General features: G+C 72.0%; 11 protein-coding genes. 7 read left to right on the forward strand and 4 right to left on the reverse strand.

The window, feature by feature from the left end:
- Nucleotides 1-31: 31 nt before the first annotated feature.
- The 5 genes from AB0E88_RS30700 to AB0E88_RS30720 all read left to right on the forward strand — a co-directional run bounded on the left by AB0E88_RS30700 (nt 32) and on the right by AB0E88_RS30720 (nt 6,642).
- Nucleotides 32-2,416 (forward strand): glycosyl hydrolase family 65 protein, encoded by a 2,385-nt coding sequence (locus AB0E88_RS30700; RefSeq protein WP_361637457.1) that lies wholly within the window; start codon nt 32-34, stop codon nt 2,414-2,416.
- 158 nt (nt 2,417-2,574) lie between these two features.
- Entirely contained in the window at nt 2,575-3,033 is a 459-nt protein-coding gene (locus tag AB0E88_RS30705) for a DoxX family protein (RefSeq protein ID WP_361637460.1), read from the forward strand.
- Between the two features lie 340 nt (nt 3,034-3,373).
- Nucleotides 3,374-4,276 (forward strand): permease, encoded by a 903-nt coding sequence (locus tag AB0E88_RS30710; protein WP_361637508.1) that lies wholly within the window; start codon nt 3,374-3,376, stop codon nt 4,274-4,276.
- Nucleotides 4,273-5,001 (forward strand): TIGR03943 family protein, encoded by a 729-nt coding sequence (locus AB0E88_RS30715; RefSeq protein WP_361637462.1) that lies wholly within the window; start codon nt 4,273-4,275, stop codon nt 4,999-5,001. Before AB0E88_RS30710 ends, AB0E88_RS30715 begins: the two co-directional genes overlap by 4 nt.
- 882 nt (nt 5,002-5,883) lie before the next feature.
- Nucleotides 5,884-6,642, forward strand: a complete 759-nt coding sequence (locus AB0E88_RS30720; RefSeq protein ID WP_361637464.1) for a DUF4239 domain-containing protein — start codon at nt 5,884-5,886, stop codon at nt 6,640-6,642.
- A 29-nt stretch (nt 6,643-6,671) separates the two neighbouring features.
- Here AB0E88_RS30720 and AB0E88_RS30725 read toward each other — a convergent pair whose 3' ends face one another.
- The 3 genes from AB0E88_RS30725 to AB0E88_RS30735 all read right to left on the reverse strand — a co-directional run bounded on the left by AB0E88_RS30725 (nt 6,672) and on the right by AB0E88_RS30735 (nt 9,527).
- Entirely contained in the window at nt 6,672-8,078 is a 1,407-nt protein-coding gene (locus AB0E88_RS30725) for an oxygenase MpaB family protein (RefSeq protein ID WP_361637510.1), read from the reverse strand.
- Between the two features lie 98 nt (nt 8,079-8,176).
- The gene (uppS, locus tag AB0E88_RS30730; RefSeq protein WP_361637466.1) at nt 8,177-8,890 is read right to left on the reverse strand and encodes a polyprenyl diphosphate synthase; all 714 of its coding nucleotides are present in this window, start codon (nt 8,888-8,890) and stop codon (nt 8,177-8,179) included.
- Between the two features lie 328 nt (nt 8,891-9,218).
- Nucleotides 9,219-9,527 (reverse strand): hypothetical protein, encoded by a 309-nt coding sequence (locus tag AB0E88_RS30735; RefSeq protein ID WP_361637468.1) that lies wholly within the window; start codon nt 9,525-9,527, stop codon nt 9,219-9,221.
- Between the two features lie 251 nt (nt 9,528-9,778).
- Between AB0E88_RS30735 and AB0E88_RS30740 the strand changes: the two genes are divergently transcribed.
- Entirely contained in the window at nt 9,779-9,949 is a 171-nt protein-coding gene (locus AB0E88_RS30740) for a hydrophobic protein (protein ID WP_361637512.1), read from the forward strand.
- Nucleotides 9,950-10,233: 284 nt separating this feature from the next.
- On the opposite strand, the gene AB0E88_RS30745 is transcribed toward AB0E88_RS30740, so the two are convergent.
- Nucleotides 10,234-10,758 carry a polyketide cyclase gene (locus tag AB0E88_RS30745; RefSeq protein WP_361637469.1) on the reverse strand — a complete coding sequence of 175 codons (525 nt, stop codon included), beginning with the start codon at nt 10,756-10,758 and terminating at the stop codon, nt 10,234-10,236.
- Between the two features lie 167 nt (nt 10,759-10,925).
- Here AB0E88_RS30745 and AB0E88_RS30750 point away from each other — a divergent pair, with 167 nt between their 5' ends.
- Entirely contained in the window at nt 10,926-13,211 is a 2,286-nt protein-coding gene (locus tag AB0E88_RS30750; RefSeq protein ID WP_361637470.1) for a helix-turn-helix domain-containing protein, read from the forward strand.
- The last annotated feature ends 63 nt before the right edge of the window (nt 13,212-13,274 follow it).

A 13,274-nucleotide genomic window follows, 5' to 3' on the forward strand; every position in this document is an offset into this window, starting at 1 on the left:
TCCCGGACCGGAGCGGCGAAGGGGAACCCGCATGGCGGCCTGGACCTGGGAGTACGAGGGATACGAACCCGCGGACGAACGGCTGCGCGAGTCACTGTGCACGCTGGGCAACGGCTGCTTCGGCACCCGTGGAGCACTGCCCGAGTGCGACGCGGACGACGTGCACTACCCGGGCACCTACGCGGCCGGCTGCTACAACCGGCTCACCTCCGTCGTGGCGGGGCGGCGGGTCGAGAACGAGGACATGGTCAACCTCCCCAACTGGCTGCCGCTGCGTTTCCGCGTGGCGGGCGGTGCGTGGCTCACGCCGGACACGGCGCCGGTGAGGGAGCACCGCCAGGTGCTCCGCCTTGATTCCGGACTGCTGGAGCGGGTCACCCGGTACGGACTGGACGGGGGACGGACGCTGTCCGTCCGGCAGCAACGCCTCGTCCACATGGCCGATCCGCACCTCGCCGCCCTGCGCACCGTGTTCACGGTGGAGGGGGCGGAGGCGGACCTGGAGGTGGAGGCGGCCCTCGACGGCGGAGTCATGAACGCCGGAGTCCCGCGGTACCGCGGTCTGGAAGGGCGCCACCTGACCCATGTGCACACCGGCACCGCGGGGCAGGACACGGTATGGCTGCGGTGCCGTACCCGCACCTCGGACATCCGCATCGCCATGGCGGCCCGCCTCACCTCGGACGCGCCCAGCACCGACGAGCCCAGCACCGACGCGCACGAGGGCGCTCGCGCCGTGCAGAGGCTGCGTCTCCTCCTGGAGCCCGGCCGTACCCGCACGGTGGACAAGACCGTCGCGCTGCACACCTCGCGCGATCCGGCGATCAGCGATCCGTTGCGGACGGCTGTGGACCGGGTGACCGCCGCACCCCGGTACGAGGAACTGCTGGAGTCCCATCTCACGGCATGGGACCAGTTGTGGCGCCGGGCGGAGATCGACGTTCCCGGGGAGCCGGGCGACATCCTGCGGCTGCACCTGTTCCACGTCCTGCAGACCTTGTCTCCGCACACCGCGGACCTCGACGTCGGGGTGCCGGCCCGTGGACTGCACGGAGAGGCCTACCGCGGGCACGTCTTCTGGGACGAAGTGTTCGTGCTGCCCTTTCTCAACCTGCACTTCCCCGAGGTCTCGCGCGCCTTGCTGCTCTACCGTCACCGCCGGCTGGACCGGGCTCGCGCGGCAGCGCGGGCCATCGGACGGCGGGGGGCGCTGTACCCGTGGCAGAGCGGCAGTGACGGCCGTGAGGAGACCCAGCGGCTCCACCTGAACCCGCGATCGGGGCGCTGGCTGCCGGACCACACACATCTTCAGCACCATGTCGGGTCGGCGATCGCGTACAACGTGTGGCAGTACTGCGAGGCCGGCGGCGACACCGAGTTCCTGCACACCAAGGGCGCCGAGATGCTGCTGCAGATCGCGCGGTTCTGGGCGGACTCCGCCACCTGGGACGAGCACCTGGGCCGGCACCGCATCCTCGGGGTGGTCGGCCCGGACGAGTACCACGAGGCCTACCCCGAGGCGGCGACACCCGGCCTGGACGACAACGCCTACACCAATGTGACGGCCGCCTGGGTACTGACCCGGACGCTGCAGGTGCTGCGCGACCTCCCGGCACCGCGCCGGCGTGAGCTCTTCGAACGCACGGCCCTGGACGCGGGTGAGCTCGAGCAGTGGGAGGACGTCTCCCGCACCTTGCACGTCCCTTTCCACGACGGTGTGATCAGCCAGTTCGACGGTTACGGTGAGCTGGCCGAACTCGACTGGGACGACTACCGCAAGCGGTACGACGACATCCGGAGGCTGGACCGGATCCTCGAGGCCGAGGGCGACTCCGTCAACCGCTACAAGGCGTCCAAACAAGCCGATGTGCTCATGCTCGGCTACCTCTTCTCACCCACCGAACTTCGCTCCCTCTTCGACCGGTTGGGATACGGACTGGCGGACGAGACCTGGCAGCGCACGGTCGACTACTACCTTGCCCGTACCAGTCACGGCTCCACGCTCAGCGGCCTGGTGCACGGCTGGATCCTGGCCCGGGCCCGGCGCGCCGAAGCATGGGCCTTCTGCCTGGAGGCACTCAAGGGCGACGTGGCCGACCTGCAGGGCGGCACGACGGGCGAGGGCATCCACCTGGGCGCGATGGCCGGCACGTTGGACCTGGTGCAGCGGGGGCTCACCGGTCTCGAAACGCGCAAGGGTGCGCTGTGGCTGGCCCCCGTCCCCTTGCCGGAGGTCTCGTCGTACGGCTTCTCGCTGCACTACCAGGGCCACTGGGGTGTGCGGCTGCACCTGGAGAGCGGCCGGCTGGAGATCAGCGTTCCGCCGTCCGACCTGCAGCCCATCGACGTGCGGCTGCCGGACCGCACGGTCTGCGTCCCACCGGGAAGAACGGCTCGCCTACTGCTCCCCGACTGACCGCCGACGCGCCGTCCGCGCGCCGCAGAGGCGAGTGCCCCCCTCAGAAAGTCCTTCGTTCAGAGGAAATTGAGAGCTTCCGGCCGGTGGCGCCGGCTCGCGGTCGGAGCTAGACATGAAATGTCATGCTCACGGCAATCCACCGAGGAGTGACCCCCATGAACTTCTCACCGGCACCCCCCTTACGCACCGTCCGCCCGATCGTGCAGGCCGCATTCCGCCTGGTGATCGGGTTCCTGTTCGCCTGCCACGGTGCGGCATCCTTGTTCGGCGTCCTGGGCGGAGCCCATGGCGGCGGTACCGTACCCGCCTTGCAGTGGCCCGGATGGTGGGCGGCGCTCATCGAACTGGCCGGCGGATCCCTCGTGGCCCTCGGCCTGTTCACCCGGACGGCGGCCGTCATCTGCTCCGGATCGATGGCGTACGCCTACTTCACGGTGCACCAGCCCAACGCGCTCCTTCCGATCGACAACGGAGGCGAGCCCGCCGTCGTGTTCTGCTGGACGTTCCTGCTCATCGCCTGCCTGGGACCGGGCGCCTACGCGGCCGAGGCGCTGCTGAGGAAGACCACGGACACGAAGCCGGACGACGAGGTGGCCACAGCGTCCACCTCGTAGACCTCACGTCCGACCCGGCCGAGAGTCCCTCAGGGAATCGAGGGGCTCTTGGGTCTGCGTCTGCCACAGGGGCTCCGGTGCCGGCCGCTGTCCGTCGGCGGTGCCGTGCCCCCGGGCGTGCTCCCCACCGCCGCGGGACCGGCGTGTGGGCGGGGCTGAGGGCCGTCTTCGGCTTATGGTCGGTCAGACGCTGACATCCGGGGTGAACATGCAGAAAACGGATGAGATGGTTGATCGAGCGGCGGGGCCGGTGGTCGCCGCCGCCGTTCCGGCCCTGCCCCGCCTCCGGCAGCGCCGGCCCTTGCGGGCCGCCCTCGCGGGGGCCGCGGGCGCGGCGGCCGTGCTGCTTCTCGTGGGCACCGGGTGGTTGAGCCACCCGGCCGTGCAGGCCTGGCGCACCGTCTGCCTGGCCATCACCGTCCAGGCGCTGCCCTTTCTGCTGCTGGGCACGGCACTGTCCGGCGCGATCAACGCGTTCGTACCGGCGGAGCTGTTCACGCGCGTGCTGCCCAAGCGGCCCGCGGTCGCCGTTCCCGTGGCCGGCGTCGCGGGGGTGGTGCTGCCCGGCTGTGAGTGCGCGTCCGTCCCTGTGGCGAACAGCCTGATCGGCCGCGGGGTCACTCCGGCCGCCGCCTTCGCCTTCCTGCTCTCCGCTCCGGCCGTCAATCCCGTCGTACTGACCGCCACCGCCGTCGCCTTCCCCGGCAACCCCGCCATGGTCGCCGCCCGTCTGCTGGCCTCGCTCGCCACCGCCGCCGTGATGGGCTGGCTGTGGCTCTGGCGTGGAAGGGAGGAGTGGCTCAGGCCCACCGTCCGGCACACCGGCCACCACACCGGGCGCAGCCGCCGACGGGAGTTCCTCCAGGGCTGCCGGCACGACTTCCTGCACGCCGGCGGGTTCCTCGTCCTCGGCGCGATGGCCGCCGCCACCTTCAATGTCACGGTGCCGCGGTCCGTTCTGGACACCTTCTCGGCCTCCCCCTGGCTGTCGGTGCTCTTCCTCGCCGGGCTCGCCGTCGTCCTCGCGGTCTGCTCGGAGGCCGACGCCTTCGTCGCGGCGTCGCTCACCGGCTTCTCGCCCACCGCACGGCTCGCCTTCCTGGTGGTCGGGCCGATGGTCGACCTCAAACTGATCGCCCTTCAGGCGGGGACCTTCGGCCGTGCCTTCGCCTGGCGCTTCTCCGCGGCGACCACCGTGATGGCGGTCGCCGCGAGCGCCCTGATCGGAGGGGTACTGCTGTGAAACGCCCCGCGCAGGCACTCCTTCTGGTCCTGACCGGCACCGGCCTGCTGCACGCGGCCCTCTTCACCGATCTCTACCTGCGCTATGTGAAGGAGGGTCTGCGCCCGCTGCTCATCGTCTCCGGAGTGGTGCTGGTGCTCCTCGGTCTGGCCGCCGCGGTGCTGACCGAGAAGCACACCGAACACGCCGGCCACGTCCACGGCCACGACCACTCCCGGGTGCCGGGCGTCGCCTGGCTGCTGTTCCTCCCGGCGCTGAGTCTGCTCCTCTACGCCCCGCCGGCACTGGGCGCGTACACGGCGGCGCGGTCCAACGACAAGGCGGTCAAGGAACAGAAGGCGTTCGATCCGCTGCCCGCGACCTCGCCGCTGCCCATGACCCTCGGCGACTTCACCGCCCGGGTCCAGCAGGACCGCGGCCTGAGCATCAGGGGCCGCACCGTCCGGATGACCGGCTTCGCCACCCCGGCCGGGCGCGGCGGTGGCTGGTACCTGACCCGGATCATCTTCACGTGCTGCGCGGCCGACTCGCAGACCGTGAAGGTGCGGATGTACGGCACCCAGGCCCCGCCCGCCAACACTTGGCTGGCCGTGACGGGATCCTGGCACCCCCGGGGCGCACTCGGCACCAGGACCGCGGAAGCCGCCCTCGACGTCCGAAGCACCGAGCAGGTCGCCCCACCGGTCAACGCCTACACGGACGACCTGCCGCTCGTGCCCTCCTAGACAGACACCAGCTCTCCCATGGCCGGGCACGCGGTCCGATGATCCGTCGAATGGCCTCGGCGCTCACTTCCAGCACGGCGTCCGTGTCCCCCGCCCACCCATGATCGTTACGTCCGGTGCCGTCGCAGGGACGCGGCACCGGGTCCGTCGCAGCGGGCCCGGGAGCGTGACGCAACCGGGTGTGGTGACCGCAAGGAGTCGCTGGTGGGAGGCTGGATCAGTGTCGGGTTCGGCGCAGTTGCCGCTCTGTGTCCGTTCCCTCAGCACGGTGACGTCGGCGTGATCGCCGAGCACACGTCGACGGCCACGCGGGTCGTCGTGTGCGCTCCCGACGTATGGATCGATGTGCACGACGGCGAGAGCGCGGCCGAACCGCCGTGCCGGCCGTCTTCACCCGCCGCCGTACCGGCCTCCGAGCCGACGCGACCCGCGGCCGCCTTTCCGGAAACGTCGACACCGTCCGCGCCGCCCTCTCCGGCGGCGCCGCCGCACCGTCGACCGGCCCCGTCGGCCGCCGCCGAAAAACCCGCGTCCGAAGAACCCGGGGCAGAGAAACCCGCGCCCGGGCGCGCAGCACCAGTCGCGCCCGCTCGCCCCCTCGCGCTGAAGCCCGCCGTCGCGCGCACGTCACCGAAGGCGTTTCGGTGGCTGCCCCGACGGCACTACACCGGCGGCCCCCGGCGGCCGGTCCGAGCGGGGATGCCGACCACGATGTCCACCGTCGTCGTCACCACCCCGGCCATCCTGGCCGCCGCGGCGTTGCGCCCCGCGTCCCGCCGCCGCAGCCGGCGCTGACCGCCCGCCGCGACCGGCCGTCACGCGATCACGCAAGACCGCCCCCCGACCTGCCCCAACCACCCTCTTCAACCCTGGAGTTGTGCTGTGCCCGAGTGGCTCGTCTACACCGTGGCGTCCGTCCTGGTGTGTCTTCTCGTCATCGTCGCCACGGTCGTGCGGCACCGCCGCGTCGCCGACGACGAGGACACCTCCGAGACCCCGGACGTGCTCGAGTACATGGTCATGATGGTGGGAGTCGTCTACGCCATCGTCGTCGGCCTGGCCATCGCCGGCGTGTGGGAAGCCCGCGGCGCGGCCGAGGACACCGTCCAGCGGGAGGCGCAGGCCCTGTACGAGGTCGACCAGCGCCTGGACGTCTATCCGGCCGGCTTCCGCACCCAGGTGCAGCACCACATCGACGACTACACCCGGCACGCCGTCAGCACCGAATGGCCGGCCATGCAGGACGACAAGCCCGTCGACGCCTCCGGCGCCACGCTGCTGCGGCGCATCCGCAGCGACATCGCCCACCACACGCCCACCGACGAACTCCAGTCGCAGGCCTACCAGCCTCTCCTGGACCAGATCGCCGCCGCGGACGACGCCCGCCACCAGCGCCTGGACAGCGCCGGAACGACCTTGCCGGGGGCGGTCTGGTTCGGCCTCGTCGCGGGCGGCGTCGTCACCCTCGGTCTGCTCTACACCCTCCAGATCCGCCGCTCCACCCGCGAACTCCTCCTCGCCACCGCCTTCAGCGCGCTGGTGGTCTTCCTCCTCTTCCTGGTCTGGAGCTTCGACGCCCCCTTCGGCCACTCGGGAACGGAATCCGCCCAGCCGTTCACCGACCTGCTGACCAACCTCTGAGGCAGCGGGCAGCGGGCAGCGGGCGGCGGTCAGGCGTCCGCGAGGAGCGGGTCGTACGCGGTGGAGCGGCGGCGGCCGGACATGAAGGACAGGAAGTCCTTGACGAACGCGCTGCGCGTGTACGCCACCTGTGTGCCGGCCGGGTCGCGCAGGAAGGCCGTGTGGAACAAGGTGCGGTATTCCTCGGCGTCGATGGTCTGGTCGCCGTCCTTGTCGGTGGCGTCGAAGAGGACTTCCGCGACCTTGATGAGCGCCGGGCCGGCCAGTGAGGGGACGGCCGCGGCGTACTCGTGGGCGCTGATGCGGCCGTCGCCGTCGGTGTCGAGGGCGGACTGCAGTTCACGCCACCAGTCGGCGAACGCGTCGTAGAGCCTGGTCTCCTCCGGCTCGTCCAGGTCCAGGCGACCGGACAGCTCCCGGGCCATCGCCGCGAGGTCGGGCCAGTCCAGGTAGCCGTTGCCGGTCTGGTCCAGCACCTCCGCGAAGAACTCCTCCGCGCTGCGCCGCGTGCCGTCGTCCGCGGCGGGCTCCGGTTCCGGGGGAAGCGGGGTGAGGAGCCGGATCAGCGCCCCGGCCCGCTTCATCCTGTCCCGCAGGGCGGCGACCGTGCGCGCCCGCGGGTCGTCGCTGCCGGGGGAGAGGGCGAGCAGGTCGGTGATCCCCTCGGCCGAGACCCATCCCTCGGGCAGCAGGCGGGCCAGTCCGACGGCCAGGTAGGCCCCCTGCATCAGGGTCCGGGTGCCCGGCAGCTCGGGCAGGCCCGCCCGGCGGCGGAACGGCTCGGGCAGGGACGCCACGGTGACGGCCCCGATGACGGGGCCTGCGACCGCGCGTCCGGCGGCCCAGAGAGTGGGCAGCCCGTGCAGCAGCGGCGGCGCCGGGAGGTGGTCGAACAGCTTGTAGAGGATGATGCGCATGGCCTCCGTGTTCTCCAGCTCCTCCTCCACCACCCGGTCGTAGTAGCTCCAGAACTCGTGCAGGGTGGGCGGCAGATGACCCCCGTCGTCACCCAGGGCCGCGAGGTACGCCTGGAACTCCGCGTACAGCTGCTCCGTCGCCTCCTGGTCGAGGGGCTGCCCGCTCATCCGGCACATGGTGACGGCACTCTCGAACAGCGTGGCCACCACCCAGGCACGCACCGCCGGGTCCAGTGCGTCGTACGGGCGGTGCCGGGCGTCGGTGCCGTTGAGCCGTGCGTGCAGCCGGTTGAGCCGGGCCGCCTCCCGTTGCCGGACGTGGTCGTCGGGGCCGAACATGCGCTGCAGGCTCAGTAACGTGTTGCGCAGCCGGCGCCAGGGGTGGGTCACGAACGTGGAGCTGTCGAGCAGGGCCGCACCGATCTGCGGGTGAGCCGCTTCCAGCACGGTCGCCCGGACGATGGCGAGTGCCCAGCGCGGGTCGTCGAAGAGTGCGCGGAACCGCGAGTCGGGCCCCAGGCCGCGCGCCCCGGACTCGGCACCTGCCGGAGAGGAGTGCCCGTCGTGCGCTGTCGTGCCGGCACCGGTGCTGTCGGGCGAGCCGCTGTCTGCGTGGGTCACGGTCCGGAGTCTCCGTTCTGGTGCGGGAGCACGCCACCGAAGCGGCGATCGCGCTGCTGATAGGTGTGCAGGCACTCGAGGAAGTGCGGGGCGCGGAAGTCGGGCCACAACACCGGTGGGAAGATCCATTCGGCGTAAGCGACCTGCCACAGCATGAAGTTGGAGATGCGCTGCTCCCCGGACGTCCTGATCACCAGGTCGACGTCGGGGGTGTCCGGGAACGGCAGGTGCGCGGCGAACTGCTCCTCGTCGACGGCCTCGGCCGGCACGCCGCTGCGGATCAGGGAGCGCGCCGCCTCGACGATGTCCCTGCGCCCGCCGTGGTCGAAGGCCACGGTCAGGGTCATGCCCCGGTTCTCGCCGGTCAGCGTCATGAGGTCTGCGAAGTCCCGGGCCAGCGCCGGAGGGACGCGCGGATCGGTCACGCCCAGGAAGCGGCAGCGGATCCCGCGCGCGTGCAGCAACGGGGCGTGTTTGCGTACGACGCGGCGCACCAACCGCATGAGGAAGTCGACCTCGGTGTGCGGGCGACGCCAGTTCTCGGTGGAGAACGCGTACAGGCTCAGCCATCCGACTCCGGCCGACCTGGCCGCCTCGATGACGTCGATCACCGACGTCTCCGCGGCCCGGTGCCCCGACGTCCGCGGCAGCGAACGCCGCGCGGCCCAGCGCCCGTTGCCGTCCATCACACAGGCGACGTGACGGGGCACCTCGAGCGGTGGCTCCGTGTCCGGACCAGGGGAGGGGACAGCCCCGACCGCATGCCGATGCGTCACATCCGCCCCCCACGAGCCGACTGTGATCCCTCTTCGTGATCACTCTCAGCAGAGTGCCAGGGCAGGACCCGTCAGGCGGTGCGAGCCGCGGTACTTCACTCTTGGTACGCCCGTGCGAGGCAGCGAAGCGCAACGGTCTCCGGCCGCCCGGAACGCTGTCCGGGCGGCCGGAGACCGCGGCTTGCGTCGACGCTGTTCAGCTCTGAGCCTCAACTCCCGCCGGTCGGCACAGGCTTGCGGAGCCGACCGGGGAAGCGAGGTTTCAGACCTTGATCCCCCACGCCTGCACGGGCGTCCTGAGGGACGAGCCGTAGGACGTGCAGTAGGCGTACGACGTGGTGCCCGACGCGGCGGCGGCGCCCTGCGCGACGCGGCCGTTCTTGCACTTGGCCGCGGCGATGAACGTGCCGCCCGTGCACTTCACGCCCGCCGTGTTCTTGTCGTGCCACACCAGCTTGCAGCTGAACGCCTTGGCGCTCGCGGGAGCGGCGGTCGCCGGTCCCGCGGCCACGGCCGCACCCGACAGAGTGAGAGCGGCGACGGTCAGGACACCGGCCAGCCTGCGCTTCATGGTTACCCCCTTGTGGTGGTTGCCGGAGGTCATCCCGGCTGGGACAAGAACGTACGCAGCCCCAACGTGCCCCGCATCAACCGTGCGTTGGCTCTGCCGTAAACCCTCGCGGTAGCCCGGGCCGCCCGTTGCCGTACCGCGTAGGGCGTGCACGCCGCGCCCGTATGCCCGCCGCCTCGTGAAAGTAACGCGTGGATCGGGTGTTTGCCGGGGCGGGTCGGGAGCACACGACGGCCAGGAGGTTGATGACGATGGTTCCCCTGCTTCTGGTTCTGCTGCTGGCTCTGGTTCTGTTCGGTGCGGGCTTCGCGCTCAAGGCCCTGTGGTGGGTCGCGGTGATCGTGCTCGCGGTGTGGCTGCTCGGTTTCGTGGTCCGTCCGGCGGCCGGTGGGGGCCGCCGGGGTCGCTGGTACCGATGGTGATGACCGGTAGCGCGCACTGAGCGGTTCGTGGACGGCGTCACGGACGACGGCGCCCGTGGGGTGGGTCGGCCCGGAAGGGCCGGCCCACCTTTTTTCGTGCGTCCCGGGCGCTGTCGAGGCGGGGGCTGCCCGGCGGAACAAACGGGGCGTTCGGCTTGGTTGGGGCGTACCGGGCGGGCCGGTGGGTACTGGAGGGCGAGTCGGCCCCCGTGGACTCCGCAGTGGGAACCTGCGCCTCCTGGTCCACGGGGGCCGGTGCCGCGGTCCAGGAGACCGGCCCCGGTTCAGTCGCGCACCGCGTCGACGGGGGCGCCCGGCTCTCCGGTCACGGACAACTCCGCTAGGTGGCGCAGGGAGTTGACGAGGTGATCGGGGCCGAACGGAGGGAACTGAATGCCTCGCGCCCGGATGTGGTCCGGCACCGCCGACCAGTCGTAGGACAGCGTGACCTGCGTCTCCGCCTCGGACGGGCCGAGCGGCTCGAGGTCGTACCGCCAGAGCCAGCCGCCGAGTTCGAGGCTTCCGTCGTCCAGCTCCTGCCCGGTCAGCCAGCCGATGGTGTGCGGCGGGTCGAGCAGCTGGACCTGGTTGACCACCTGGTAGTCACCGTTCGGATGGCCCGAGTGGTACATCGCCATCCGGAAGATCTGTCCCACCTCGCTCAGCGGCGCGGGGTCGACGGGCTCCTGGACCCAGCCGGTGCCGTCGATCGATGCGTGGGTCCTCGGGTCGGCCAGTACCGCGAACACCCTCGCCGCGGCTACGGGGACCGTCAGGGTGGCGCTCACGTGCTCCCGGTCCGGCTCCACGGGGCTCACACTCCTTGTGATCTCGTCCCGGGCCTCCTGCGGACGCGGGACGTTCCTTCTGCAGACCCCACGGTGGGACGGAACTCATCGGTTCTCCCTGCTTGATCAAAAACACTTCCGACATCTCCTACAATGTTCAAGTAATAGGGCGGGTGGAAGGGGCGGGCATGTCCGCGCACGAGGCGGCCTTCGGGCCGCTGCTGAGGGAGATGCGACGGGCGAAGTCGTTGACGATCGAGTCCTTGGCGGACGCGTCCGGCGTCAGTGTGCGCGGCATCGGTGATCTGGAACGCGGACGGCGGGCCGCCCCGCAGCGGCGGACGGTCGCCGCGCTCGCGGACGGACTCGGCCTCGACGACACCGAGCGGGAACGGCTGCTGGCCGCCGCCCGGGTCGGCCGTACTCCCGGATACAGTCCCGTCGGCGTACGCTCCTTCCCCCGAGGTGTCGACGACTTCGTCGGCCGCGCGGACGAACTCGCGGAGCTGGAGAAACTCGCCCGACCGCCCGCGGACGACGACGGATCCGGAGGCGGCGCCACGGACGCCCAGCCCGTCGTCGTCACCGTCCACGGAGCCCCCGGCACCGGCAAGACCACCCTCGCGCTGCGCGCCGCCCGCCGGCTCGCCGACCGCTTCCCGGACGGCCAGCTCATGGTGGACCTGCGGGGGACCGACGACGCCCCGCCCGCCCCCTCCGAGCTGGTGGTCCGGGTGCTCAAGGCGTTCGGCGTCCCGGACCGCGACCTGGCCAAGTCGGGGCCCCAGGCCCACCCCGCCCTCTACCGCCAGGTCCTCGCCGACCGCCGCTGCCTGCTCGTCCTCGACAACGCCCGTGACGAGGCGCAGGTGCGCCCGCTGCTGCCCGGCGCCGGCCACACCCTGGTCCTCGTGACCAGCCGCCGCATGCTCACCGGACTCGACGGCGTGCACCGGCTGCCGCTCGGCCGGCTCGACCCCGCCGAGTCGGCCGCCTTCCTCACCGCCCTCGTCGGCGAGGACCGTGCGGCAGCGGAACCGGAGGCGCTGCACGAGGTCGCCCGGCTGTGCGAGCACCTGCCGCTCGCCCTCCGGGTCGCGGGCAACTGGCTGGCCACCCGCACCGGCTGGAGCCTGAGCCGGCTCGCCGACCGGCTCGCGCACGAGGAACGGAGGCTGGACGCGCTGTCCGCCGGCGACATCCGGGTGGCCGCCGCCTTCGACCTGTCCTACCGCCAGCTCACGCCCACCGCCGCCCGTCTGTTCCGGCGCCTGTCCCTGGTTCCCGGACCCGACGTCGGTGCGGCGGGGGCGGCCCGGCTCACCGGTCAGGACCTCCACGACGCGGAGGACACGCTGGAGGAACTGGTCGAGGCCGGCCTGCTCGGCACCAACGGCGACCGCTACCGGCTGCACGACCTGCTGTGTCTGTACGGCCGTGCCCGGCTCACCGCCGAGGAGAGCGCCGAGGACGTCGAAGAGGCCCGGCGGTCGATGAACCGCTGGCTGCTTCGGACGGCCGTCGTGGCCGGCCGGTGGTACGAACCCGACCACGGCGCGCCGCCCCCCACCTGGCAGGGCACCGTCGACCTGTCCAGCGCCGACAAGGCACGCGAGTGGCTCCAGGCCGAAGCGGTCAACTGGCTGGCCGCCCTGCACGCGGCGGCGGCGGACGGCGAGCACGCCACCGTCGTCGAGGTGGCCGAGTCCCTGCACTGGTTCTCCGACCAGTGGATCTTCTGGGGGCACTGGCCGGAGGTCTTCCGCGCCGCCGCGCACTCCGCCGAGGCGCTCGGCGACCCCCAGCTCGAAGCCACCCAGCTCAACTACTACGCCTGGGCCGTGCTCCTGTGCGAGGGCCGGCCCCGCGACAGCCTGGAGTACTCCGCCCGAGCCCTGGCCGCCGCACGGCGCGCGGGTGACCGCCTCCAGCAGGCATGGGCGCACCAGTACGCCGGCTGGGCGCACAACCTGCTCGGCGAGCGCTACCGGGCCTTCGACCACACGGCTCGGGCCATCGCCCTGTTCGAGGCCGCAGGCGACGTGCACGGCCTTCTGCAGGCCCTGCTCGCCCGCGCCCTGGACCTGCAGGGTGCCGGGCGCGACGAGGAAGCGGTCGAGGTGTACCGGCAGACCCTCGTGCGGCTCGACGAGGCCGCCGACGCCGTCCAGCCGCACATCGCCGCCGTCACCCGGGGCAACGCGCTCGCCGGCCTGGGCCGCAGCCTCGGCCGGCTCGGCCGCCGGGAGGAGGCGGTGGAGCACCTGCGGGCCTCGGTGGAGCTGTGCCGGGCGGACGGCAACATCGCCCTGGAGAGCCGCTATCTCCTCGCGCTCGGTGACGTCCTCCTCGGCGCCGGCCGCGTCGCCGAAGCACGTGAGGCGTTCACGCGCTGCATCACCCTGGGCTCCGGCTCCGACCCCCAGCGGGTCGCCGAGGCCCACTCCCGGCTCGCCCGCCTGGACACGCGATGACCGCGGCCGCCGCCCCGGCGCAGGCGTCCCCGCCACCCTACGCGGGCCCGGGCGCCCCGAGTT

Origin of the sequence: Streptomyces sp. NPDC028635 (assembly GCF_040637635.1) — a bacterium.
Taxonomy (GTDB): domain Bacteria; phylum Actinomycetota; class Actinomycetes; order Streptomycetales; family Streptomycetaceae; genus Streptomyces.